Consider the following 22,087-nt stretch of genomic DNA (forward strand, 5'->3'; position numbering starts at 1 on the left):
TCAGCTCCGCGACTGCGAGGCGGTGATCACCTGGGCGCCTTCCTCCAGGCCGGAGGTGATCTCGGTCAGTTCGCCGTCGGTGGAGCCGATCCTGACGCTGACTGGATGAGGCCGACCGTTCTCCAGCATGTAGAGCGTGCGCGAGCCGTCGGTGGGTGCGGTTGCGGCCTGACGCTGGCGATTGCCGCCAGGGCGGCCCATGCGGCCGGTGAACAGGTCGCTGAGGCTCCAGCCACGCGCGGCCTGCTGCGCCGGTCGGTAGCGGAAGGCGCTGGCGGGCACGGTGAGCACATCCTTGGCCTGCCTGGTAACGACCGAAACGGTAGCGGTCATGCCCGGGCGCAGCAGAAGCTCGTTGTTGTCGACCTCAAGCCGCGCATTGTAGGTGACGACGCCGTCTGTCGTGACCGAGGCATAGGAGATGTCGCGGATCTCGGCATCGAATGGCCGGTCCGGGAAAGCATCGACCGTGAAACGGGCGTGCTGGCCGGTCTTGACGGCGCCGATGTCGGCCTCGTCGACCGCCGCCACCAGCTCCATGTTCCTCAGATCCGCGGCGATGATGAACAGCACCGGCGCCTGCAGCGAAGAGGCGACCGTCTGGCCGGGGTCGACCGAACGCGTTAGTACGATGCCGTCGATCGGCGCGTAGATGGTGCTGTTGCCGAGATCGGTCTGCTGCGATTTCAAGTCTGCATTGGCGATGGCGAGATTGGCCTCGGCGCTGTCGAGTGCCGCCTTGGAGCGGTCGCGCGTCGCCGTCGCCGCCTCGAGCGACTGGTCGGTCGCCATGCCGCGCTTGGTCAGGGCCGCCGCGCGGACAAGCGCGCTCTCGTTCTCGGCGAGCGTCACCTTGGCATCCTCGACATTGGCAGCCGCGGCTTTTGCGGACGCTTCAGCCCGTTCGATCTGGACCTGCAGCTTGGCGGTGTCGAGCGCCGCCAGCACGTCGCCCTTCTTCACCTGCTGGTTCTCGTTGACCGCGACCGAGCGTATGATGCCGGAGAGCTGGCTTGATATGTCGACCTGGGTGAGGGGCTGCAGCGTGCCGGTCGCCGACACCTGGACGGTGAGGTCGGCTTTGGCGGCCGGGACGGTGGTGTAGTCGATCTTGGCCGGACTACCCGCATACCACTGATAGAGACCAAGACCGGCGGCAAGCACGATGAGGGTCAGCAACGCATAGAGCCAACCGCGGCGGCGCGTCCTGCGCCGGCCGGTGTGGTCGAGCCCAAGCGCCGTCTCGATGGCGGAATCCGATTCCGTCTTTGGCAGATTGACAATCTGGTCCACGTCGGACCCCTATGATGCGTAATGTCCCTATCTGTGCACAGATCAGGCTTACAGGTTCAAATACCAAATTAAATTTCGCCCATGTTGGGATTGAGGCAGGAATGCAAACCCGGAATTACTTGCTTTACGATGTGTTTACGACCGAGCGACTGGCCGGCAACCCGCTGGCCGTGGTGTTGGATTGCAAAGGTCTGAGCACCGCCGCGATGCAAGCCATCGCGCGCGAGTTCAACATGTCCGAATCGGTCTTCGTGCTGCCGCCGGACAATCCCAAGCACCGAAATCGCATCCGTATCTTCACGCCCGACTATGAAATGCCGTTCGCGGGCCACCCGACAGTGGGCTCGGCCATCGCGCTGGCGGAACTGGCCGGCGAGGGCGGCGCCGGCATCTTCGTGCTCGAAGAAAACATCGGTCTCGTGCGTTGCGCCGTGAGTAAGCATGACGGCGCCACCTTCGCCGAATTCGACCTGGCGAAGCTGCCGGAGCCGCTGAAGCTCGAAGCCGATCCGGTGGCGATCGGCGCCGCACTTGGCCTGGCACCGCACGAGATCGGCTTCGAGAATCACCGCGTCGCGTTCTGGTCGGCGGGTGTGCCCTATGTGACCATTCCGGTTGCCGATCTCGAGGCGGCGGGCCGGATCCGGCTGGACAATCAGGCATGGTCGGAACTGGCGCCGCGCAAGAGCGAGTGGGCCTTCGCCAGCCCGTACGTCTATTGCCGCGAAACGGTGAATCACGAAAGCGCGTTCCATGTCCGCATGATCGTGCCAGGCACGCCGTCCTACGAGGATCCGGCGACCGGTTCGGCGGCGGCCGCCTTCGCCGGGGCCATCATGCATTTCGATGCCCCGACCGACGGGGTTTCGCAGCTATGGATCGAGCAGGGGCTGGAGATGGGCCGGCCATCGCGCATCCGCCTCGAACTGACCGTACAAGGCGGAAAACTGGCGTCCGCGCGCATTGGCGGCAATGCGATCAAAGTGGCGGAAGGCAAGCTTTTCGTCTGATCGGGAGGGGCCTCGGTCGATTTGTCGGGAAATGATTCCAGCAGGGCTGGACAGGATCGGCATCGGCGGCTATATGGCCGCCAACGCCGGTTTTTGCCGGCCGAGTGGGTGCGTAGCTCAGTTGGTAGAGCAGCTGACTCTTAATCAGCGGGTCCACAGTTCAATCCTGTGCGCACCCACCAAATTCTAACAAAATCAATTTGTTGGACGAGGTGAGGGACCCTGACGGATGCAGGCGGAAGTCCGTGTCCGCGCTATGTCCAGATATTTTGGGCCAGCACCGAAATTGCATACTGGATCTAGATGCGCGTCAAGCCGTTCTCCCGGCTGCCAAAATGTCGCGCTGGCGGCGGCCGATCGGTGCTTGGCCCTTGGTTTGATCCACGGCCCACTTCGATGATTCCCACTAGTGCGCGAATAAACTCAACCATATCGTTTGCCGTGATGGCTGCCTTGTCGGGGTTTTGCCCGATGTGCTCGGCGGCTTCGCAACATGAGCGGCGGATGAGATCGTAGTGTATATCCCTTTCATCCTCCGGCAACGCCGCCAACTTCATGGCTCGGTTATAAATCAACCGCAGCAATAGTTCGAGAGCTGCTCCGACACTCATGCGTTTGCTCCGCATTGGTCGAGCGTCCCGGCGCTTCAGGGCGCGCGTTTGGAACGTCCGATGAGGAGGCATTACCCGTCCCCGTATAGAAGGCTGCACCACAGCCGTTAATATATTCTTTCTTGCTAATATGCGTCCCTCGCGGGAGCCTGCAGAAGGGCCGAGCGGCGACATGAATACCACAAGACCAAATACCAGCGGACCCATGACGCAAAACCAGATCGCTGGCTATGTGGACAAGGCTGGACCGTCCTTCGGTTCACGGGTACCGAAATTCACGAGAATTTGGATCGTTGTCTCGACGAAATATGTACGTTGGTCGGCGTTGAGCGCTTGAACAGGCCTCAGTGATGAACCAGGTGGGGTGGCGGGGCTGCAGGTGCCTTACTGCGCCGGTTTGCCGATACTGGCCTTGAACTTGACCTTCATGGCGATCTGCCCGGTCACCGTCATCTGCGATCCCGCAGCACCCCCCATGCTGCGATCTCTGGCGTTGACGTTCGTGGTCACACTGGTGACCTCGCATGTGTCGGCAACGGTATCGAGCACCATGGCACAACTGCCGGCCGCGACCTTGTAGAATGAACGCAGCGCGGTTTGCTGCTGCGCCGCGACATCCTCGTCGTCCTTAACGGGAAGGGTCATGGTCAGGCTGGATTGGATCTTGGCCAGCCCGTCGTCGCCGGCGCGCCGGAAGCGGCCATTCTCATCGACATCTGCGAAAAAGCCGGCGCAACAGTGCCGCAAAGCAGCGCAATGACAGTTATCGCCTTCAAATACATCGCCTGATCTCCACATGAGATTTACTGGTTTCATGGAACAATCAAAACGGCGTTATCATTTTGGCTCAATCACGTTGAAAATTTGACGGATTACTTCTCCGACACTCCCGCCTCGGCAAAGCTCGCCATCCTCACGTGGCACTCCAGCGCCGAGCGCACGATGTTGACAGCAAGACAGGCGCCGGAGCCTTCGCCGAGCCGCATGCCGAGATCGAGCAGCGGCGGCAGGGCGAGCGCTTCGAGCAGGCCGCGATGGCCCGATTCGGCGGAGACGTGTGCGGCGATCGTATGAGCAAGTCCGGTTGGGTGCAGCTTCGCCAGCGGTGCCGCGGCGGCGGCGCAGACGAAGCCATCGAGCAGCACGGGTATGCCTAGATGCCGCGCAGCGAGCGTGGCGCCGAATATGGCGGCGAGCTCGCGCCCGCCAAGATTGGCCGCGACCCCAAGTGGATCGGCTAGGACTGCGGCGTGACGCTTCAAGCCGGCTTCGATGGCGACCACCTTTCGCTTCAAGCCGGCATCATCGACGCCGGTGCCGCGTCCGGTCCATTTTTCGGCACCGCCGCCGAACAAGGCAGCCGAAATGGCGGCGGCCGGCGTGGTGTTGCCGATGCCCATTTCGCCAAAGCAGACGAGGTCCAGATCTTTCGTCACCGCGTCATAACCGGCCGAGACGGCGGCGAGAAAGGCTTTCTCGTCCATCGCGGATGTCTGCGTGAAGTCGCCCGTGGGATGGTCGAGGTCGAGCGGGATGACGTCGAGTTCTGCGCCGGCGATGCGGGCGAGCTGGTTGATGGCGGCACCGCCACCGGCAAAATTCGCCACCATCTGCACGGTGACTTCCGAAGGGTAGGCCGACACGCCTTGCGCGGTGACGCCGTGGTTGCCGGCGAAGACGAAGACTTTCACGCGGTCTAGTCGGGGCATGTCGCGGCCTTGCCAGCGCGCCAGCCAGGCGGCGATCGATTCGAGCCTGCCGAGGCTGCCTTGCGGCTTGGTCAGCGTGTCCTGGCGGCGGGCAACGGCATTGGCCGCGGCATCGCTGCCGACTGGCAGGTCGAGGCAGGCGGCGCGCAATTCATCGAGGGATATGAAGGGCATGGGGGCAAGGTCTCCAGAAGGGAATCAGGTCAAGAGGGATCAGGAAAGGGCGACGGAAGCGACGAGAAGCACTGCGATTTCGCTCAACTGCTGCAAGGCGCCAACGGTGTCGCCGGTCTGGCCATCAATCTGGTTGAGGCAAAGGGCGTGGAAGGCGGCAAACAGCAGGCCAAGCAGGATCAACGCGGCGATGGCGCCGCCGGGGCCAAGCAGGAGCAGCGGAATAGCGCCGAGCACGGCGCCGGCTATTGCCGTTTCGAGCGAGACGGTGCCGGCGCCGGCCGAGAGGCCGTCGGACCGAGCCGGTGGCAAAAGATGCATGAAGGCGCCCAGCACGCCACGCGAAGCGGCGTGGGCGGCCGCCAGAGCGACGAGGGCTTGCGTGGGATCGGGAAGTTCCGAAAGCGTGCTCCAGCGGGTCAGCAGCGATAGCGCCAGCGCCATGGCACCATAGGCGCCGATGCGGCTGTCGCGCATGATCTCGAGCTTGCGTCCGCGCGATTTGCCGCCACCGAAGCCATCGGCGACGTCGGAGAGACCATCCTCGTGCAGGCAGCCTGTGGTGAGCACGGTTGTAACAAGGGCGAGAGCGGCCGACGGTCCTATGGCAAGGCCAAACCGTTCCGCCGTGGCAAAGACGATGGCGCCGATCAAGCCGACGACGAGGCCGGCAATGGGAGCGGCCCAGATCGCCGCGGCGAGGCTGCGGCCACGAAAATCGAACACGGGCAGCGGCAGGCGCGTGAAGAAGACCAGGCAGAGCGCGATGTCATCGAGGGCTTGCCGAGGCGACAGGGTGATTCTTGGGAGCTTCATGGTCTAGGCCCGCGCAATGGCGTGGAAGAAGGTGCCGCTGACATGGCCGCGCCTGTAGCCGGAAGCGCCGAGCGGATTGCCCTGGCCGTCGGCGAGGTCGGCCAGCGGCTCGTCATTGCCGGTGGCCGTCATCTGCGCATAGTGGAATTCGTGCCCCCGGATCAGTGCATCTTGCGGCCCCAGCGGACAGTCGGCGCGCAGCCGTGCCTCGCGATAGCCGAGATTCATCTTGCGCTTGGCGAAGCTGGTGGAATGGCCGAGCAGGCCGAGCATGCGATGCGTTTCGCCGGAGGCATCCTCCAGCGCTTCACCAAGCACCATGAAGCCGCCGCACTCGCCATGGATCGGCTTTGTCGTGGCGAAACGCGCCATTCCCGCATGGAAATTCGTGGCAGCTGCGAGTTTGCCGGCGTGAAGCTCGGGATAGCCGCCCGGCAGCCAGCAGACATCACAATCCTCGTCGGGCGCTTCATCTGCGAGCGGCGAGAACGGGACGATCTCCGCACCAGCCTTGCGCCAACAGGCGGCGACATGCGGGTAGAGGAAGCTGAATGCGGCGTCCTCGGCCAGCGCGATGCGCTGGCCAGGCGGCTGCAGCGCGTCGGCGAAGTCGCCAATCGCCGGGGTGAGGGGTGTTGCCAGCGCCATGACCGCGTCGAGGTCGAGCGACTTCTCCGCCATGTCGGCGAGCCGATCGAGATGCGCCATCAGGTCATCATACTCGCCGGCCTGGACGAGGCCGAGATGGCGCTCGGGCAAATTGAGCGTGGGATCGCGCAGGATGGCGCCGACGACGGGCAGGCCGATCGCCTCGATGGCATCGCCCGACAGCCGCCGATGGCGCTCGCTACCCAGCCGGTTGAGAACGACGCCTGCCATGCGGACGTCCGGATCGTAGGTGGCAAAACCCTTGGCGACGGCCGCCGCCGTGGTCGACTGGCCCGACACGTCGAGCACCAACAGCACCGGTAGGCCGTAAAGCCGCGCAAGATCGGCCGCCGAGCCGGTGCGGCCTGGCGCGGCCGGAATGCCGTCGAACAGGCCCATGGCGCTTTCGAGGATGACGAAATCGGTGTCATCGGCGGCTTGCGCTGCCAGCGCATTGAGCAGTGACGGCGGCATCGCCCAGCTGTCGAGGTTGACGCCGGAAAGGCCGGTGGCCGCGGTGTGGAAGCCGGGATCGATATAATCAGGGCCGGATTTGGCGCCGCGCACCTTCAGGCCACGCCGGGTGAGCGCGCGCAGGATGCCGATGGTGACGCTGGTCTTGCCCGAGCCGGAGCGCGGTGCGCCGATGATGATCGCGCGCGCCGTCATGCTTGCCCCGCCAGCGCGGCACGCATGGCGACGATGGCGCCGACGACGATCAACGCCGGTGAGGCGAGCCCGGCGGCCGCCGCTGCCTCGGCAATGGTGGCGAGTGTGGCGACGACGGTTCGCTCCTGCGGTGTCGTCGCGGCGACGATCACGGCCGCCGGCGTCGACGGCGCCAGTCCCCCGTCGAGCAGGGCTCCCGCTATAACAGGCAGATTGGCCATGCCCATATAGACGACGACAGGCTGGCCGGTGCGGGCGATTGCCGCCCAGTCGATGTCGTCATCGGTGCCGGCGGCGTGGCCGGTCGCCAGAATGATAGCCTTGTTGATGCCGCGCATAGTGGCCGGGATGCCGGTGGCGGCCAATGCACTGAGGCCCGATGTCAGGCCCGGCAGCACACGGAACGGGATGTTTTCGCGCGCCAGGGCCAGCGCCTCTTCGCCGCCACGGCCGAAAATATAGGGGTCGCCGCCCTTCAGCCTGACGACGCGGCGGCCTTCACGCGCCAGTCGCACCAGCAAAGCGGTGATGTCGTCCTGCTTCATCGAGGGTTGGCCGCCGCGCTTGCCGGCAAAGAACAGCTCGGCATTTCCGGCAACGGCGACGACATCCGGCGAAACCAGAGCGTCGTAGACAAGTGCGTCCGCTTCGGCCAGCGCCGCCAGCACTTCCAGGGTCAGGCAGCCCGGATCGCCGGGACCGGCGCCGGCCAGCCAGACGTGGCCCGGCTCGAGCGGACGAGGCTTGAAGTTCAGCCGCGCGAGCGCCTGTTCGAGCGTAGCGTTTTCGCCTTTATTTCCAGTGCAGCCGCTCACAATCCGTCCCGTCCGCGAAAACGCCGCTGATAATGGGCGTCATACAATGAACTCTCGCCAAAGCCTTCCGCCGCCAGCGAGCGGCCGACGAAGATGAGCGCCGTACGCTCCATCGGATCGGCGGCCAGGAGCGCCTCTATGGTCTCCAACGTGCCGGTCAGTACGCGCTCGTCTGGCCAGGAGGCGCGGAAGACGATCGCCACCGGGCAATCGCCGCCATAGTGCGGCGTCAGTTCGGCGACGACGCGATCGATGGCGTGGATGGCAAGATGAATGGCCAGCGTGGCGCCGGTGCGGCCGAAGCCGGCCAGCGTTTCGCCAGGTGGCATTTTCGACGCACGTCCGGAAACGCGGGTCAGCACCAGGCTTTGCGCGACTTCGGGGATGGTCAGCTCGCGGCGAAGCGCTGCGGCGGCGGCGGCGAAGGAAGGCACGCCCGGGGTCAGCGTGTAGGGGATGCCATGCTTTTCCAGCCGGCGGATCTGCTCGGCGACGGCGCTCCACACCGACAGGTCGCCGGAGTGCAGACGGGCAACGTCATGGCCGGCCTTGTGGGCGGCCACATATTCAGCCTCGATCTCGTCGAGCGACATCGGCGCGGTGTCGATCAGTTTTGTTCCCGGCGCGCAATGCTGTAGCAATTCCGGCGCGACGATGGAGCCGGCATGGAGGCAGACCGGGCAACTCGCCAAAAGCATAGCGCCACGCAATGTGATGAGGTCGGCGGCGCCTGGGCCGGCGCCGATGAAATGGACGGTCATGGCGCGTCTCCGCTGATGGCGATGGCGCAGGTGACCGCGCCGAGCACAGTGCGAGGCCCGAGCAGGCTGGCGCCTTTGCCGGCGACGGCGAGGGCGGAGGCTTCTGAAACCGAGGGGGTGCCGGCCAGCTCCCGCGAGAGGCTGGACCTGCTGAGTGTGTGCGGCGAGGCGGCCTGAAGGGCTGCGTCATCGACGATGATGACGGGAAGGTTCAGCTTGCGACCAGCGGCAGCGATCGCGTCTTCATCCTTCTTGAGCGCTGCGGTGGCCAGTGCCGAAAGAGCCGACATCGCCAGGCCGTGCGCTTCGAGCGCGGTTTCTATCGCGGCGAGCACGTCTTCAACCTGCACGCCTTTGCGGCTGCCGATGCCCGCGACCATCATGGCTTTACCCAGCTCCATTGCGTGACAGGCATGGCCGGCCTCCATGCCTGCATGGAGCCGACCGGCGAAGCGCGGGAGATGGCAATCCGGGTGAGATCGCCGCCCAGTTTCGTGTGCTGGGCGAGGAGCAGGGCTTCCATCTCCAGCGTCACCGCGTTGGCGACGAGACGGCCGCCGGCGCGCAAGGCCTTGATGGCGGCGTTCAAGACGCCAGCTTCGCTGCCACCACCGCCGATGAAGATGGCATCGGGCGTCGCTAGTTTGGCCAGTGCCTTGGGCGCGCTGCCTTCCACAATGACGAGGCCGGGAACGCCGCAGGCAATGGCGTTGTGGCCGATGCGGGTGGCGCGGGCCGGGTCGGCCTCGATGGCGATGGCGTGCATCGAGGGATGGGCGAGCATCCATTCGATGCCGATCGAGCCTGAGCCGGCGCCGATATCCCACAGCAATTCGCCGCGCCTCGGCGCCAGTGCCGACAGGGTGACGGCGCGGATTTCGCGCTTGGTGATCTGGCCATCATGCTCGAACAGATGATCGGCAAGGCCTGATGTGAGCGGCAGCACGCGGGCTTGCGGAGCCGAATCGATTTCGATTGCCAGGATGTTGAGTGGATTGATGTTTTCCAGATTGAAGGCATCGGCACGCGCTGAGCGCAATGTCTCCTTCGGTCCGCCCAACGCCTCCAGCACCGTCAACCGTGAAGCGCCGAAGTCGAGCTCGGTGAGCAGGCGGGCAATTGCAGTGGGTGCATCGCCATCCGACGTCAGCGCCAGGATGCGCGCATTGGGCTGCAGCAGCGGGCGGATCAGGTCGATCGGGTGGCCGTGCAACGAGGTGATCTCGATGTCCTGCAGCGCCCAGCCAAGGCGGGCCGCGGCCAGCGAAATCGCCGAGGGCGCTGATATGACATGCATCTCGTGCGGCTTGACCTTGCGGGCGAGGGTGGCGCCGACACCGTGAAAGAACGGATCGCCAGAGGCGAGCACACAAACGTTTCTGCCGGCAAGCGCCAGGACGTCGGCCATCCCGGCATCGAACGGAACCGGCCAGGGACGCGGCTTGCCCTTGGCGAAGGAAGCGACGAGCGCCAGGTGCCGCTTGCCGCCGAAGATGAACTCGGCCTCGGCGATCCGCCGCTTGGCCTCGTCGCCGAGACCCGCTAAACCGTCCTCGCCGATGCCGACGATGGTGAGCCATTTTGCGTTGAGCTTGGCGCCGCGCGGACCCTCAGCAGGCATGATGACCCACCGCATTCTGATCCTTGGCGGCACCACCGAAGCCCGGCAACTGGCCGGAAAACTGGTGGCGCGCGCCGATTGCTCGGTCACGCTTTCGCTGGCCGGCCGCACGGAAAGCCCTGTCGCGCAGGGCGTGCCCGTGCGAAGCGGGGGATTCGGCGGCGCCGATGGTCTGGCTGCGTATCTCAGCGAGACAGGCACTGGTCTGCTGATCGATGCCACGCATCCCTACGCGGCGCGAATCTCGGCCAATGCGGCAATGGCCGCGCGCAAGACCGGCGTGCCGATCCTTGCCTTGCGGCGCCCGGGATGGGAGGCCGTCCAAGGTGACCGCTGGCTTGAGGTCGACAGTGTTGCCAGCGCAGCGCGGGCGCTTGGGGATACGCCGCGCCGTGTGTTTCTCGCGCTTGGCCGCCAGGAGGTCGCCGCCTTCGAAGCGGCCCCCCAACACCACTATCTCATCCGCAGCGTCGATCCGGTTGAGCCGGAGCTGGCCGTGCCCGATGCTGACTATCTTCTGGCGCGCGGTCCGTTCCGTGAGTCGGACGAGCGCGCCCTGCTCGAAAAGCATGGCATTGACGCCGTCGTGTCGAAGAACAGCGGCGGCGCGGCGACATACGGGAAGATTGCCGCGGCGCGAACGCGCGGCATCGAGGTTGTCATGGTGCGCAGGCCTGATCTGCCGCAAGTGCCTTCGGCTGAAACCGTCGAAGCGCTGGCCGCGATGGTCGATCATTTTGTCGAGCCCGATGCCGAGCGCGGCGTATAGACCAGCGCCGGCTTGTCGCCGCGCTTGATGATCCGGGTTTCCGGCGAACCGATGATGATGCAGGTCGCCATGTCGGCTTTTTCTGCGTCGACCTCGGCCAGCAGATAGACCTCGATGCGCTCGTCCGGGCGGCCGGCGGCGCGGCCGAAGATCACCGGCGTCGTGCCGGGCAGGATGGCGGTCAGGCATTCGAAGGCGCGGCCAAGCTGCCAGGGGCGCGCCTTGCTGATCGGGTTGTAGAGCGCGATGACGAAGCCGGCCCCGGCCGCTGCCAGCAGACGCAGCTCGATCAGGTCCCAAGGCTTCAGGTTGTCGGACAGCGAGATGGCACAAAAGTCGTGGCCAAGCGGCGCGCCGATGCGGGCGGCGACCGCGAGCATGGCGGTGACGCCTGGCACGACGGCGACATCGACCGCACGCCATTCGGCCGGACCGGCCTCGATCGCCTCGCAGACGGCCGCGGCCATGGCAAACACGCCGGGATCGCCACCGGACACCACGGCGACATCGTGGCCCTCGGCGGCCTTGGTCAAGGCGTCCTTGGAGCGGGCGAGTTCCTCACGGTTGTCGGACGCGACCCGTGTCTGGTCAGGGCGCAGCTCGAGCCGGTCGACATAGGGTTTGTATCCGTAAAAGAATTTTGCCTCGGCGATAGCGCGGCTGGCTTGCGGGGTGACCTGGTCGGCATTGCCGGGGCCGAGGCCGATGACAGTGAGACGCCCGCTCATGCCTGGGCTCCAGCCACGCCAGGCCTGCCGGACCAGCCGGCGACCAGCACGATGGCAAAATAGGGCGCCTTGTCGTCCAGCTTGTCGGCAAGCTTCATCGAGACGCTGCCGGCCATGGTGCCGCGCTCGACATAGACAGCGCGCGTCAGTTTGCCGGTCGCCTCCAGCGCGCGCCTGATCTTGGGCAGGTTGCGGCCGACCTTCATGATGACGGCGGCATCGGTGTCGGCCAGCCGGCGCGTCAATTCAAACTCGCTCATCGTGCCGGGCAGGACCGTCAGCACGTCGTCGCCCTGGACGATCGGTACACCGGTCTGCGACCAGCAGCCGGACATGGCGGTGACGCCGGGAATGACCTCGGTCGGGAAACGATGGGCGAGGCGGACATGCAGGTGCATGTAGGAGCCATAGAACAGCGGATCGCCTTCGGACAGCACGGCAACGATCTTGCCTGCGTCGAGGTGCTCGGCGACCCTGTCGGCCGACTCTTCGTAGAAACCGGCGATTTGCGACCGGTAATCGTCGTGATCCTTGTCAATCTCGGTGGTGACGGGATAGAGCAGCGGCAGTTCCAGCATGTCGGGCCGGAAGCGCGCTTCGACGATGGCGCGCGCGTTGCTGTTGTTGCCGCGCTTGGCGAAATAGGCCACGACATCGGCCTCGGCCAAGGCTCGCGCGGCCTTCAGCGTCAACAATTCGGGGTCGCCCGGACCGGTGCCGACACCGACAAGCCTGCCTTTGGAAATTGCGTTCACAGGCCCGGCCTCGCCAGTGAATTGAGCGCGGCGGCGGTCATGGCGCTACCGCCAAGCCTGCCGCGGACGATGGCGTAGGGAACGCCATAGGAATTTTCGGCCAGCGCATCCTTGGATTCGGCGGCACCGACAAAACCGACCGGCATGCCGATAATGGCGGCCGGCTTAGGCGCGCCATCGCGTAGTTTTTCCAGCAGGTAGAAGAGCGCGGTCGGCGCATTGCCGATAGCGATAACCGAACTGGCCATGCGCTCGCCCCACAGGTCGATCGCGGCAGCCGATCGGGTGTTGCCGATCTCCCTGGCGATGTCGTGCGTGCGCTGGTCGCGCAAGGTGCAGATCACCTCATTGCCGGCCGGCAGCCGGGCACGCGTCACGCCATGCGAGACCATTTCAGCATCGCAGAAGATCGGCGCGCCGGCGGCAAGTGCTTTGCGCGCGGCGGTGACGAAATCGGGGGAGAAAACAAAATGACTTGCTGCCTCGACCTGGCCGCAGGCATGGATCATGCGGATGGCGACATCGGCCTCGGCTTCCGAGAAGCGCGACAGGTCAGCCTCGGCGCGGATGATGGCGAAGGAGCGCTCGTAGATCGCCGTGCCGTCGTGGATGTAGTCGTAGGCGGCCATGCTCATTCCTGTTGGTAAGCCTCGGCGATGCCCGCCGTGCCAAGCCTTGTCAGGCAGGCGGCGGCGGTTTCGCCGGGAAGTCGTGCGCTGTGGATCACCGCCGCGACGCGGCTGATGCCGCGCGCGGCGTCATAGCCCGGCCTGTAGCCGGCAGGAAGAGTCTTTGCCGTCGCGTTCACGACAAGTCCGGCTCCGTTTTCGCCGCCGACCAAAGTCAGCGCCGCCGGACCCGGATGCGCGCAGCCTTTTGCGCAGCCGGAGACATGTAGCGTGAAGTCGAGACTATCGGCGTTTTCGGCGGCGATTGCCTCGGCGATGTCGCGGGTCGCGATGCGGCCGGAGGCGCAGGCAGGTGTGCCGGGACAAGCGGCGATGCGCGTGCGTGGGTCGGCGGGGGAGGTGACGAAGCCGAAGGTGGTGGCCACCTGTTGAAGCGAATGGCAAGCGCCGGCAGTCAGGCCGAGGAAAAGCAGCGCGCGGCCAGGTGCTAGGCGGATTTCGGTCGCACCGAGAGTGAGGCCGGTTTGCGCGAGGACAATGATCTTGCCTGCTGGCATGCTACCATACGGCAGCCCGATGCCGAGGGCATGGCCGTCATTTAGATTGAAGAGGCTGATTGATAGGCGACTGCGCTCTACGGCGCCCCCCTCTGTCCTGCCGGATATCTCCCCCACGAGGGGGGAGATTGCGCTGTTATCGCTGTCTTCGCCAATTTTCGACGTTGAAAGGGAAGTGCTGGCGGCAAAGCTGCCGATCTCCCCCCTCGTGGGGGAGATATCCGGCAGGACAGAGGGGGGCGCCACAGAATGCCAGCCTGCGAGAGAATTGAGTTGCCGCTCCGACAAATCTCGTGAGTGCGCCTCGAGGCCCTTTTCGGCGACCATCCTGAGTGCAGCGACGGCTATGTCTCTTGCGGCATCCGCATCGACTGTTGCCAACACCTTCGCGTTTCGGCCGTCGCCGGCAACCGATACGCTCCAAACGATGTTGTTGTCGGCTCGCACCGCAACAAGCCGCACATCGGCCGTCACCGCGTCCAGCGTCAGTTGCCCGCCGCCGTCGACGATCACCGAAACCTTTGGTCCGAGCCGCTGCGTCAGCCCGGCTTCTTCGACTGCCATCCGAATGCGCTCAGCCATCGGCCGCGGATCGGCAATCTCCCGCGGGTCGACGCCAGCCAGCGGGCCGGTCTCCACCGGCACGCCGGTGCGCACCGCGATGCCCAATGCATCGACCTCCGCCGCCAGCAACACAGCGCTTTCCGTTGTGAGCCCGCGGATCTGCAGGCTGCCGCGGGCCGTCACCTCCATGATGCCGTTGCCGTGGCGCAAGGCGGATTCGGCCAAACCGATCAAGAGCTTCGGCGATAGGCCTCCGGCGACCGGATTGAGCCGCACCAGCAGGCCGTCGCCCGTCTGCATCGGTGCCGACAAAGCGGGGCAGGCGCCACGGCGCGAGACGGCGTTCATGCCGCTACCCCGAGCGCTTCCGCCTCGGCAATCAGCGCGGCGAGATCGTCGTCGATGGAATTGCGCAAGGGATGCCAGAGGCCGCGCCGGCGCGCCGACAGGAAGCGCTCGGCGATGACTTTGGCGGCTGCGGGATTTTCGCGCAGGATGAAGGCGCGAACGTTCGGATCGCCGAGATAGGCATCGTGCACGGCCTCGATCAGCGCGCCTGAAATGGCATGGGTGGTCTCGGCGAAGCCGACCAGCCGGTCGACGGTTTCGGCGAATTCGGAGGCGCCGCGCGGGCCGTGGCGCATTTGCCCTGATATGAACCGGGCGTTGACGGCACGGGCACGCACCACGCGCGACACCGCCTCGCCGACCGAGCGCGGCTTCGGCTTCTGCGGATCCGTGGTGTCGAGCACGATGACGTCGGCGTTCCTGCCGAGCGTGGCCAAGGCGGCCGAAAAGCCGCCGATGAAGGCGACGTCAGCGGAGCCTTCGAGGATGTCGCGGCCGGGGTCGTCGCCGGTGTGGACAAGAAGATCGGCTTCGGCGATGCGGCCCTCGAAAGCGCCGGGCGCCGAGATGCCTTCGCCGCCGGCACCGCCATAGGCGTGCGAGGTGGAGTCGAGATAGGCGCGGCCGATTTCTTCCCGCGCTGTCCAGTCGCCGCTCGACAAAAGTTCCTCGACGCCGGCGCCGTAAGTGCCGGGCGAGGTGCCGAAGATGCGCGGGCTGACCTTGCCGTCGGCTCGGGTCCTGGCGGCGAGCGGGTTTTCCGAATCGTCCTCGTCGCGTGCAGCAACGGCTTTGGCGGCGGCGTCGATCAGGGCGATCTGGGTCGGAAACATGTCGCGGAACAGCCCCGATATGCGCCAGGTCACGTCGACGCGCGGGCGGCCGAGCGTAGCCGGTGGGAGCACTTCGATGCCGGTGATGCGGCCGGTGGCAGTGTCCCATTGCGGCCGACAGCCCATCAGCGCCAGGCCCTGCGCAATCTCCTCGCCACCGGTGCGCAGCGAGGCCGAGCCCCAGAGGTCTGTCACCAGCGAGCGCGGCCAGTCGCCGCGCGATTGCATGTAGCCGCGTATGACTTCCTCGGCAGCCGCCTTGCCAAGGTCATAGGCGGTCGGCGTCGGCATGGTGCGCGGATCCGAGGTGAACAGGTTGCGGCCGGTGGGCAAGACATCGGAGCGGCCGCGCGCGGGCGCGCCGGCCGGGCCTGCCTTGACGTGACGGCCATCGAGCGCGGCGAATAGCGCCGCCTTCTCGGCTTCCGCGCTTTGCCGGCGCATAGTGTCAAGCTCGTCGTCAGCGACGCGGCCGTAGACATGCAGCCCGTCCTTGATGGCGAAATCCTTGAGGTCGCAGAGCCAGGCGTCGATGCGGCGCAGTGCCTCGTCGGGCGCGTCGGTCTCGGCGATGCCGGCTTCGGAGGCGAGGCCGGTCTTTTGCGCGGTGTCGACGATCAGCCTGGCGAGACGGTCGCGGCGGCGGCGGTCGAGCCCGTCGGCCTGGGCATATTCGTCGACCAGCCGTTCGAGCTTATGCTGGCCCTCGTCCAGTCCGGCGCCTGTCAGCCGCGGCGGCAGATGGCCAAGCGTGACGGCGGCAATGCGCCGCTTGGCCTGCGCTGCTTCGCCGGGGTTGGAGACGATGAAGGGATAGATGACGGGCAGGGAGCCGGTGACGATCTCGGGGAAGCAGTTTTGCGAGAGCGCAACGGTCTTGCCGGGTAGCCATTCCAGCGTGCCGTGGGCGCCGACATGGATGAGTGCGTGGACGCTGAGCGATTTGCGCAGCCAGAGGCCGAAGGCGAGGAGCGCATGGCGCGGCGGGAGCGTCGGGTCGTGATAGTCGGCGCGGCGATCGGCGGAGCGTCCGCGATCGGGGGCGAGGGCCACGGTGATGTTGCCGAAATTCGCGGCGTGGAAGGGGAAGTGTTTCTTGCTTGATTGCGAAGGTTTGCGCTCGCGAAGACCTGTCTCATCTTCCGCTCTGCCCCAGGCAGCGTCTACCGCAGCAATTGCCGCTGACGGCAACTCAGTCGAAAAGGAGTAATAGTCGTCCAGCCTCAGCCCATGATTGCCGCGTTCCAGCAAATCCAGCAATTCACGCGGCGTTTGCGGAATCCCTTCAACGACATAGCCCTGTTCGCTCAAGTCATGCAGCATGCCCAGCACGCTGGACGGAACATCCAGCCCGACCGCGTAGCCGGTTCGGCCAGGTGCGCTGGGATAATCGGGGATCAGGATCGCGAGCTTGCGTTCGGCGCGCGCGGTCCCCCGCAAACGGATGAAGGCCGCCACGCGCTTGGCTACTTGCTCTACACGATCCGCTTCCGGCCGGTTGGCCAAGGCACGGTGGCCAAGCGCCGGGTCGACATCGCTCTCGCCCTTGAAGGAAATGGCGCCGGCAAGGATGCGGCCGTCGAGCTCTGGCAGCACGACATGCATGGCAAGGTCGGCGGGGGCGAGCCCGCGCTGGTTGTTTTCCCAGATATCGCGGCGGGTGGTGGCGACGATGATCTGGAAGACAGGCACGCCAGCGCGGTCGAACAGGGTTTCCACGCCGGGCTCGGCGCCGGACGCGAAAGCGGTCGCGGTGATGATGGCGGCCGGTTTCAGCGATGCTATGGCAGTTTCGACGAACGCCAGGGACACCAGGTCCTTGAGACTGGAAACGAAGATCGGGACCGGTGCCAGTCCCTGAGAGTGCAAAGCCTCGGCCAAGGCATCGATCGGGGCGACATCGGCTGCAAGCAGCATCGATCGGTAAAAGAGAATCGGGATGACGGGAGCGCCGACATTTGAAAGGTCCGGCTCCTCCGCGACACCCAATCCAGGCTGATAGTAGCCGGCCTTTGGCACGCTGACCGGGTTGGCGACGGGCCTGTCCTGTCCAATCAGTCCTGCCAGCCTGTGCACCAGCGCACTCATATTGGCCGGGCCGCCCTCGCGGAAATAGCCGAGCAGGCCGTCGAGTTCGGCGCGCGGCAGCGTCGAGGCTTCGATCAGCCGGAGATCCTCGTCATGGCTTTCACCGGGAAGCAACGCCAGTCTTATGCCGTGCTCGCGGGCAATTGCCGAGAGCTGGTCGCAGCCATAGCGCCACCAGTCGTAGCCGCCGAGGATGCGCACCAGGATGACCTTGGCATGGCGGGCGACGCTGTCGATCCAGAGATCGACGGACATGGGATGGCGCAGGTCGCGCAGTGCCGCGAGCCGCATCGAGGGCAAGCGATCGGCGTCGGCCTTCCATGCAGCCGCCAGTCCGGCGAGATCGCTGTCGGTGAAGGACAGCGCCACGATATCCGCCGGCGCCTGCCGCAGGTCGACCGGCTCGGCGAGGTCGTCGAGCGAGGCGGAGGTCGTGGTGAGGATGTGCATCGCGGCTCGTGCCTGAGATCAGCCGGCGAGGATACGTTCGATCGCGGGGCGGTTCAGCCCCTTGAGACCGATGACGACGAGGCGCGAACGACGGTCGTCCTCGGCGGTCCAGGCGCGGTCATAGTAATGATTGACGCGCGGGCCGACAGCCTGCAGCAGGAGCCGCATCGGCTTGCCGCCGACCTCGACGAAGCCTTTCACCCGCAACACGTTTTCCTGTTCGGCGGCCGCGGCGACGCGCTTTGCCAACTCGTCCGGATTGGCGATCGAGGGAATGTCGACGATGAACGTGTCGAAGTCGTCATGCTCATGGTCGAACGCGCCGTCATGATGGGACTTGCGGTTCTCGATGTCGTCCTCGACGGCGAGCCCAAGACCGAGCAGCACCGAGGGATCGACCTTGCCGTGAGACGTCGGCACAATCTTCACGGCGCGGGCGGAGTGTTCGCCGATGATGGCGTTGGCGCGGGCTGAGCCCTCGGCGTCCATCAGATCGCTCTTCGACAGGATGATCAGATCGGCGCAGGCGATCTGATCCTCGAAGACTTCCTCGACCGGATCGTCATGGTCCAGTGTCTCGTCCTGCGCACGCTGCGCCTGCAGGGCGTCCATGTCGTTGGCGACGCGGCCTTCGGCAAGTGCGGGACCGTCGACCACCGCGATGACGCCATCGACGGTCACCCGGCTCTTCACTGTCGGCCACTGGAAAGCCTGGACCAGCGGCTTGGGCAGGGCGAGGCCCGAGGTTTCGATCAGGATATGGTCGACCTTGGGCGTCAGCGACAGGATCTGGTCGAGCGCCGGCACGAAATCGTCGGCGACTGTGCAACAGATGCAGCCATTGGCCAATTCGACGATGTTTTCCTCGGGGCAGGTATCGATGCCGCACCCCTTGAGGATTTCGCCGTCGATGCCGATGTCGCCGAACTCGTTGACAATGATCGCGATACGCTTGCCGCCGGCGTTTTCCAGGAGATGGCGGATCAGCGTCGTCTTGCCGGCGCCGAGGAAGCCGGTGACGACGGTGCAGGGAACGCGGGAAACGGACGTGGTCATGATCAGTCTTTCAGCATGTCGAGGGGAGGGATGCGGGCAACGAGGCCGCGCTTGAGGCTATCGGGGCGGCCCCGCCAGGGAATGAGGCCGTCGCGAGAGGTAGCGAAGAGTTTCGCGCCGGTGACGAGATCGGCGCCGCTGGTCGTGGTCAGATCGCCGAAGACATAGCTCCAAGAGCCATCGCGCAGGATCGCGGCGCTCAGCCGGCGCTTGCAATTGCCGAGGCATTCGACGGTGCGAATGCGAATTTTCTCGCTCGAGGCTGCTTGGCGCGTATCTTCAGCCAAAAGTTCGCCGGCCCGGGGATGGGCGTCGGAGCCGGTCTCGTCGCGACAGGAGGCGCAGACGATGACAGTGATCCCGACCAGGGAATCATCCTCGCCGGACAAAATGTCCGTTGTTTCAGCCGAAAAACTGCTGTCGCGGTCCAAATCAGGCTCCTTGCCCGGAAAACCCGCCGGGCGATCGGATTCTTGCATTCCAGACGGCAGGTCTCCTGGCTTGCGGGTCATCGCCTTGGGTAGCCGCCTTCCCGGGACAATCCCAGTGGCTTTCGGCCTTGGCTCTTCGCTTACAGTTGCGGGGACAGCCGCGGATTTGGGATTTTTCAATCCCGCACCGCATTCCCTCTTGGCTCCTCCCTTTGCCGAGAGGAGACCGTCTGGACTGGATTTAGGCTCTTGCGGGCAGCGGTGTCAACGCGAGCTTACGACACCGCGATGTCGGACAGCGCCGGGCCCAGATCGCCGGCAGGCGTCACTTCGATGCGTTCGAGGCCAAGCCAGCCCTGCATCTGCTTCAATTCCTCGAAAAGCTGGGCGGCAGTTTCGGCAGGCGCGCGGGGTTCGGCGTAAGCAGCATGGACACGCAAGACACTGGCCGGCCGGTCGGCCTTGAGGTCGACGCGCGCGACGATCCTGTCGCCGAGCAGGAAAGGTAGGACGTAGTAGCCGTATTGGCGCTTGTCGGCCGGGGTGTAGATCTCGATGCGGTAGTGGAAATCGAATAGCCGCTCCGAGCGCGAGCGCTCGAAGACGACCGGATCGAACGGCGCCAGCAGAGCGCGGGCGTCGATCTTGCGTGGCAAACGAGCATCGTTGTAAAGATAAGCCGGCTTGTCCCAGCCTTCGACCCGCACCGGCAGCAATTCGCCGGTCTCGACCAGTTCCTCCAGCCGGCCTTTCATGTCCGCCGGAGACAGGCGGAAATAGTCGCGTAAATCGCCTGATGTCGCGACGCCATGGGCGCGAGCGGAAATGCGCAGCAATTCGCGATGCGCATCCTCGACGGCCGGTACCGGCAGGTCGAGGATCGCCTGCGGCAGCACGCGTTCGGGCAGGTCATAGAAGCGCTCGAAACCGCGCCGATGCGCCGTGGTGATGCGCCCGGCCCAGAACAGCCATTCGAAGGCATGCTTGGCGTGGCTCCAGCCCCACCAGCCGCCGGAGCCCTTCTGGCCTTCCAGCGCGGAGGCGGCGACCGGGCCGCGCGCGACGACCTCGCGGTAGATCTCTTCTATATAGGTGGCGTGCTCGCGGCCCCATTTGGCCAGGCCCAGATACATTTCATCGCCTTGCTCGGCGCGCTGCATGCGCCAGCGCATCAGCGGGTAGGTCTCGACCGGCAGGAACGAGGCCTCATGCGCCCAGTATTCGAACACGGTGCGCTTGCGCGTCACGGCGGCGTTGTCGAGCAAAGCGATGGGATAGGGGCCAAGACGCGAATAGAGCGGCATGTAATGGGCGCGAACCACCGCACTGACGGAATCGATCTGCAGTAGGCCGGTGCGGGACAGAACGCGGGCGAAGTGGCGGCGGTCGGGCGTGCCGGCGGGGCGGGGATCGAGAAACCCCTGAGCGGCGAGCGCGATGCGCCGGGCGGCGGCAAGCGAGATCTTTTCCTTCATGCGGATGCGTCTCTGATGGACCTGTCTGGCGTCATTGCGAGGCGTGATTCCTGTCCATGCTAGCAGGGTTTTGGCGGCAACCCTGTCAGGAGAGAAAAGTGGAGTAAAAAACGAAGGAAATCAAACAAGAGCGTATGGGACCAGTTTCTCCCGGAATGCCGTCCAGCTCGGCGTTTTGAACAAGGTTTGACTTGCTTCGCTGGAAGTGCTGCGCTAACCCTCGCCGCGTTGCAGCATAAGCTCCTTAAAACGGTTCAGCGGTTAAACTGTCACGCTTCCGCATTAAGGACCGGTGCTGTAATCAACGTGGATTGGCGCCAACGGAAAGCCGCTGCATGAACGCACTCCTCAGTTCGTACCTGCCCATCGTCCTGTTCATCGGCGTGGCGCTGGTCGTCGGCCTGGCGCTGCTGGCCGCACCGTTCCTGGTGGCGTATCGCAACCCCGATCCCGAAAAGCTGTCCGCCTATGAGTGCGGGTTCAACTCGTTCGACGACGCCCGCATGAAGTTCGACATCCGTTTCTACCTGGTGTCGATCCTGTTCATCATCTTCGACCTCGAAGTGGCCTTCCTGTTTCCCTGGGCGGTGTCCTTCTCGAAGATCGGCATGCTCGGCTTCTGGTCGATGATGGTATTTTTGGCAGTGCTGACAATCGGCTTTGCCTATGAATGGAAAAAAGGAGCGCTGGAATGGGATTGAACGACAGTTCAGGCACCCTCGTCGCGCCAAAGCCCAAGGGAATCATCGATCCCAACACCGGCAGGCCGGTGGGGGAGGACGATCCCTTCTTCCTCGAAATCAACAATGAGCTTGCCGACAAGGGTTTTCTGGTCACCTCGACCGAGGCGCTGATCACCTGGGCGCGAAGCGGCTCGCTGATGTTCATGACCTTCGGCCTGGCGTGCTGCGCCGTCGAGATGATCCACACCTCGATGCCGCGCTATGACTCGGAGCGGTTCGGTGTCGCGCCGCGTGCGTCTCCGCGCCAGTCCGACATCATGATCGTGGCCGGCACGCTGACCAACAAGATGGCACCGGCGCTACGCAAGGTCTACGACCAGATGCCGGAGCCGCGCTACGTCATCTCGATGGGCTCCTGCGCCAATGGCGGCGGCTATTATCACTATTCCTATTCGGTGGTGCGCGGCTGCGACCGCGTCGTGCCGGTAGACATCTATGTGCCCGGCTGCCCGCCGAGCGCCGAAGCCCTGCTCTACGGCATTCTTCTCCTGCAGAAGAAAATCCGCCGCACCGGCACGATCGAACGGTAAATCC

At 65.1% G+C, this 22,087-nt stretch carries 23 protein-coding genes, 1 tRNA gene, 1 pseudogene and 1 riboswitch; of the genes and pseudogenes, 7 read left to right on the top strand and 18 right to left on the bottom strand.

Features of this window, described 5'->3' with window-relative positions; translation table 11 throughout:
• Positions 1-1,293, bottom strand: a complete 1,293-nt coding sequence (locus C7I87_RS16715) for an efflux RND transporter periplasmic adaptor subunit (RefSeq protein ID WP_149905239.1) — start codon at positions 1,291-1,293, stop codon at positions 1-3.
• A 101-nt stretch (positions 1,294-1,394) separates the two neighbouring features.
• Between C7I87_RS16715 and C7I87_RS16720 the strand changes: the two genes are divergently transcribed.
• Both C7I87_RS16720 and C7I87_RS16725 read left to right on the top strand, forming a co-directional pair.
• Positions 1,395-2,303, top strand: a complete 909-nt coding sequence (locus tag C7I87_RS16720; RefSeq protein WP_149905240.1) for a PhzF family phenazine biosynthesis protein — start codon at positions 1,395-1,397, stop codon at positions 2,301-2,303.
• Positions 2,304-2,409: 106 nt separating this feature from the next.
• Positions 2,410-2,485: transfer RNA gene (locus tag C7I87_RS16725), tRNA-Lys, on the top strand.
• 117 nt (positions 2,486-2,602) lie between these two features.
• Here C7I87_RS16725 and C7I87_RS16730 read toward each other — a convergent pair.
• Complete coding sequence (locus C7I87_RS16730) at positions 2,603-2,914, bottom strand: hypothetical protein (protein WP_149905241.1); 312 nt, start codon at positions 2,912-2,914, stop codon at positions 2,603-2,605.
• A gap of 192 nt (positions 2,915-3,106) precedes the next feature.
• On the opposite strand from C7I87_RS16730, the pseudogene C7I87_RS36760 reads away from it, so the two are divergent.
• Positions 3,107-3,265 (top strand): annotated as a pseudogene (locus C7I87_RS36760) (DUF559 domain-containing protein); the annotation flags it as partial.
• A gap of 33 nt (positions 3,266-3,298) precedes the next feature.
• On the opposite strand, the gene C7I87_RS35270 reads toward C7I87_RS36760, so the two are convergent.
• Positions 3,299-3,466 carry a hypothetical protein gene (locus tag C7I87_RS35270; protein WP_188393877.1) on the bottom strand — a complete coding sequence of 56 codons (168 nt, stop codon included), beginning with the start codon at positions 3,464-3,466 and terminating at the stop codon, positions 3,299-3,301.
• 45 nt (positions 3,467-3,511) lie between these two features.
• Here C7I87_RS35270 and C7I87_RS16740 point away from each other — a divergent pair, with 45 nt between their 5' ends.
• Positions 3,512-3,703 carry a hypothetical protein gene (locus C7I87_RS16740; RefSeq protein WP_149905242.1) on the top strand — a complete coding sequence of 64 codons (192 nt, stop codon included), beginning with the start codon at positions 3,512-3,514 and terminating at the stop codon, positions 3,701-3,703.
• An 83-nt stretch (positions 3,704-3,786) separates the two neighbouring features.
• Here the strand turns inward: C7I87_RS16740 and cobT are convergent, their stop codons facing one another.
• From cobT to cbiE, 7 genes are read right to left on the bottom strand one after another with little or no spacing between them, the layout of a single operon-like run.
• Entirely contained in the window at positions 3,787-4,797 is a 1,011-nt protein-coding gene (gene cobT / locus C7I87_RS16745; protein WP_149905243.1) for a nicotinate-nucleotide--dimethylbenzimidazole phosphoribosyltransferase, read from the bottom strand.
• 39 nt (positions 4,798-4,836) lie between these two features.
• A complete protein-coding gene (gene cobS / locus C7I87_RS16750; protein WP_149905244.1) occupies positions 4,837-5,613 on the bottom strand; it encodes an adenosylcobinamide-GDP ribazoletransferase in 777 nt (258 codons plus the stop codon).
• A 3-nt stretch (positions 5,614-5,616) separates the two neighbouring features.
• Positions 5,617-6,930 carry a cobyrinic acid a,c-diamide synthase CobB gene (locus C7I87_RS16755; protein WP_149905245.1) on the bottom strand — a complete coding sequence of 438 codons (1,314 nt, stop codon included), beginning with the start codon at positions 6,928-6,930 and terminating at the stop codon, positions 5,617-5,619.
• Positions 6,927-7,745 carry a uroporphyrinogen-III C-methyltransferase gene (gene cobA / locus C7I87_RS16760; protein WP_149905246.1) on the bottom strand — a complete coding sequence of 273 codons (819 nt, stop codon included), beginning with the start codon at positions 7,743-7,745 and terminating at the stop codon, positions 6,927-6,929. Before cobA ends, C7I87_RS16755 begins: the two co-directional genes overlap by 4 nt.
• On the bottom strand, positions 7,742-8,506 hold the full coding sequence (gene cobM / locus C7I87_RS16765; protein ID WP_149905247.1) for a precorrin-4 C(11)-methyltransferase: 765 nt from the start codon (positions 8,504-8,506) through the stop codon (positions 7,742-7,744). The genes cobA and cobM overlap by 4 nt, the downstream gene beginning before the upstream one ends.
• On the bottom strand, positions 8,503-8,889 hold the full coding sequence (locus C7I87_RS16770; RefSeq protein ID WP_149905248.1) for a cobalamin biosynthesis protein: 387 nt from the start codon (positions 8,887-8,889) through the stop codon (positions 8,503-8,505). The genes cobM and C7I87_RS16770 overlap by 4 nt, the downstream gene beginning before the upstream one ends.
• Entirely contained in the window at positions 8,886-10,127 is a 1,242-nt protein-coding gene (cbiE, locus tag C7I87_RS16775) for a precorrin-6y C5,15-methyltransferase (decarboxylating) subunit CbiE (RefSeq protein ID WP_149905249.1), read from the bottom strand. The genes C7I87_RS16770 and cbiE overlap by 4 nt, the downstream gene beginning before the upstream one ends.
• A 1-nt stretch (position 10,128) precedes the next feature.
• Here cbiE and C7I87_RS16780 point away from each other — a divergent pair, with 1 nt between their 5' ends.
• Complete coding sequence (locus C7I87_RS16780) at positions 10,129-10,896, top strand: cobalt-precorrin-6A reductase (RefSeq protein WP_149905250.1); 768 nt, start codon at positions 10,129-10,131, stop codon at positions 10,894-10,896.
• Here C7I87_RS16780 and C7I87_RS16785 read toward each other — a convergent pair.
• The 8 genes from C7I87_RS16785 to C7I87_RS16820 all read right to left on the bottom strand — a co-directional run bounded on the left by C7I87_RS16785 (position 10,860) and on the right by C7I87_RS16820 (position 20,810).
• Positions 10,860-11,624 (bottom strand): precorrin-3B C(17)-methyltransferase, encoded by a 765-nt coding sequence (locus C7I87_RS16785; RefSeq protein WP_149905251.1) that lies wholly within the window; start codon positions 11,622-11,624, stop codon positions 10,860-10,862. The genes C7I87_RS16780 and C7I87_RS16785 overlap by 37 nt on opposite strands.
• Positions 11,621-12,379 (bottom strand): precorrin-2 C(20)-methyltransferase, encoded by a 759-nt coding sequence (locus C7I87_RS16790; protein ID WP_149905252.1) that lies wholly within the window; start codon positions 12,377-12,379, stop codon positions 11,621-11,623. The genes C7I87_RS16785 and C7I87_RS16790 overlap by 4 nt, the downstream gene beginning before the upstream one ends.
• A complete protein-coding gene (locus tag C7I87_RS16795; protein ID WP_149905253.1) occupies positions 12,376-13,008 on the bottom strand; it encodes a precorrin-8X methylmutase in 633 nt (210 codons plus the stop codon). The genes C7I87_RS16790 and C7I87_RS16795 overlap by 4 nt, the downstream gene beginning before the upstream one ends.
• A 2-nt stretch (positions 13,009-13,010) precedes the next feature.
• Positions 13,011-14,477, bottom strand: a complete 1,467-nt coding sequence (gene cobG, locus C7I87_RS16800) for a precorrin-3B synthase (protein WP_149905254.1) — start codon at positions 14,475-14,477, stop codon at positions 13,011-13,013.
• Positions 14,474-17,848 (bottom strand): cobaltochelatase subunit CobN, encoded by a 3,375-nt coding sequence (cobN, locus tag C7I87_RS16805; RefSeq protein ID WP_149905255.1) that lies wholly within the window; start codon positions 17,846-17,848, stop codon positions 14,474-14,476. Before cobN ends, cobG begins: the two co-directional genes overlap by 4 nt.
• 18 nt (positions 17,849-17,866) lie before the next feature.
• Positions 17,867-18,904 carry a cobalamin biosynthesis protein CobW gene (gene cobW / locus C7I87_RS16810; protein WP_149905256.1) on the bottom strand — a complete coding sequence of 346 codons (1,038 nt, stop codon included), beginning with the start codon at positions 18,902-18,904 and terminating at the stop codon, positions 17,867-17,869.
• 2 nt (positions 18,905-18,906) lie between these two features.
• The gene (locus C7I87_RS16815; RefSeq protein WP_149905257.1) at positions 18,907-19,335 is read right to left on the bottom strand and encodes a DUF1636 family protein; all 429 of its coding nucleotides are present in this window, start codon (positions 19,333-19,335) and stop codon (positions 18,907-18,909) included.
• A gap of 37 nt (positions 19,336-19,372) precedes the next feature.
• Positions 19,373-19,581: riboswitch (cobalamin riboswitch) on the bottom strand.
• Between the two features lie 29 nt (positions 19,582-19,610).
• Positions 19,611-20,810 carry a winged helix-turn-helix domain-containing protein gene (locus C7I87_RS16820; RefSeq protein ID WP_149905258.1) on the bottom strand — a complete coding sequence of 400 codons (1,200 nt, stop codon included), beginning with the start codon at positions 20,808-20,810 and terminating at the stop codon, positions 19,611-19,613.
• 335 nt (positions 20,811-21,145) lie between these two features.
• Between C7I87_RS16820 and C7I87_RS16825 the strand changes: the two genes are divergently transcribed.
• Together C7I87_RS16825 and C7I87_RS16830 are read left to right on the top strand one after the other, a co-directional pair.
• On the top strand, positions 21,146-21,511 hold the full coding sequence (locus tag C7I87_RS16825) for an NADH-quinone oxidoreductase subunit A (protein ID WP_010910112.1): 366 nt from the start codon (positions 21,146-21,148) through the stop codon (positions 21,509-21,511).
• Positions 21,502-22,083, top strand: coding sequence for a NuoB/complex I 20 kDa subunit family protein (locus tag C7I87_RS16830; protein ID WP_015317338.1), 582 nt, complete (start codon positions 21,502-21,504; stop codon positions 22,081-22,083). The genes C7I87_RS16825 and C7I87_RS16830 overlap by 10 nt, the downstream gene beginning before the upstream one ends.
• The last annotated feature ends 4 nt before the right edge of the window (positions 22,084-22,087 follow it).

The sequence above is a fragment of the Mesorhizobium sp. SARCC-RB16n genome (assembly GCF_008520305.1).
GTDB lineage: Bacteria > Pseudomonadota > Alphaproteobacteria > Rhizobiales > Rhizobiaceae > Mesorhizobium.

Coding starts and splice junctions, on each gene's coding strand:
- C7I87_RS16720 (WP_149905240.1), top strand. CDS start 1,395: ATGCAAACCCGGAATTACTTGCTTTACGATGTGTTTACGACCGAGCGA.
- C7I87_RS16730 (WP_149905241.1), bottom strand. CDS start 2,914: ATGAGTGTCGGAGCAGCTCTCGAACTATTGCTGCGGTTGATTTATAAC.
- C7I87_RS35270 (WP_188393877.1), bottom strand. CDS start 3,466: ATGGTGCTCGATACCGTTGCCGACACATGCGAGGTCACCAGTGTGACC.
- cobT (WP_149905243.1), bottom strand. CDS start 4,797: ATGCCCTTCATATCCCTCGATGAATTGCGCGCCGCCTGCCTCGACCTG.
- cobS (WP_149905244.1), bottom strand. CDS start 5,613: ATGAAGCTCCCAAGAATCACCCTGTCGCCTCGGCAAGCCCTCGATGAC.
- C7I87_RS16755 (WP_149905245.1), bottom strand. CDS start 6,930: ATGACGGCGCGCGCGATCATCATCGGCGCACCGCGCTCCGGCTCGGGC.
- cobM (WP_149905247.1), bottom strand. CDS start 8,506: ATGACCGTCCATTTCATCGGCGCCGGCCCAGGCGCCGCCGACCTCATC.
- C7I87_RS16770 (WP_149905248.1), bottom strand. CDS start 8,889: ATGATGGTCGCGGGCATCGGCAGCCGCAAAGGCGTGCAGGTTGAAGAC.
- cbiE (WP_149905249.1), bottom strand. CDS start 10,127: ATGCCTGCTGAGGGTCCGCGCGGCGCCAAGCTCAACGCAAAATGGCTC.
- C7I87_RS16780 (WP_149905250.1), top strand. CDS start 10,129: ATGACCCACCGCATTCTGATCCTTGGCGGCACCACCGAAGCCCGGCAA.
- C7I87_RS16785 (WP_149905251.1), bottom strand. CDS start 11,624: ATGAGCGGGCGTCTCACTGTCATCGGCCTCGGCCCCGGCAATGCCGAC.
- C7I87_RS16795 (WP_149905253.1), bottom strand. CDS start 13,008: ATGGCCGCCTACGACTACATCCACGACGGCACGGCGATCTACGAGCGC.
- cobG (WP_149905254.1), bottom strand. CDS start 14,477: ATGAACGCCGTCTCGCGCCGTGGCGCCTGCCCCGCTTTGTCGGCACCG.
- cobN (WP_149905255.1), bottom strand. CDS start 17,848: ATGCACATCCTCACCACGACCTCCGCCTCGCTCGACGACCTCGCCGAG.
- cobW (WP_149905256.1), bottom strand. CDS start 18,904: ATGACCACGTCCGTTTCCCGCGTTCCCTGCACCGTCGTCACCGGCTTC.
- C7I87_RS16820 (WP_149905258.1), bottom strand. CDS start 20,810: ATGAAGGAAAAGATCTCGCTTGCCGCCGCCCGGCGCATCGCGCTCGCC.
- C7I87_RS16825 (WP_010910112.1), top strand. CDS start 21,146: ATGAACGCACTCCTCAGTTCGTACCTGCCCATCGTCCTGTTCATCGGC.
- C7I87_RS16830 (WP_015317338.1), top strand. CDS start 21,502: ATGGGATTGAACGACAGTTCAGGCACCCTCGTCGCGCCAAAGCCCAAG.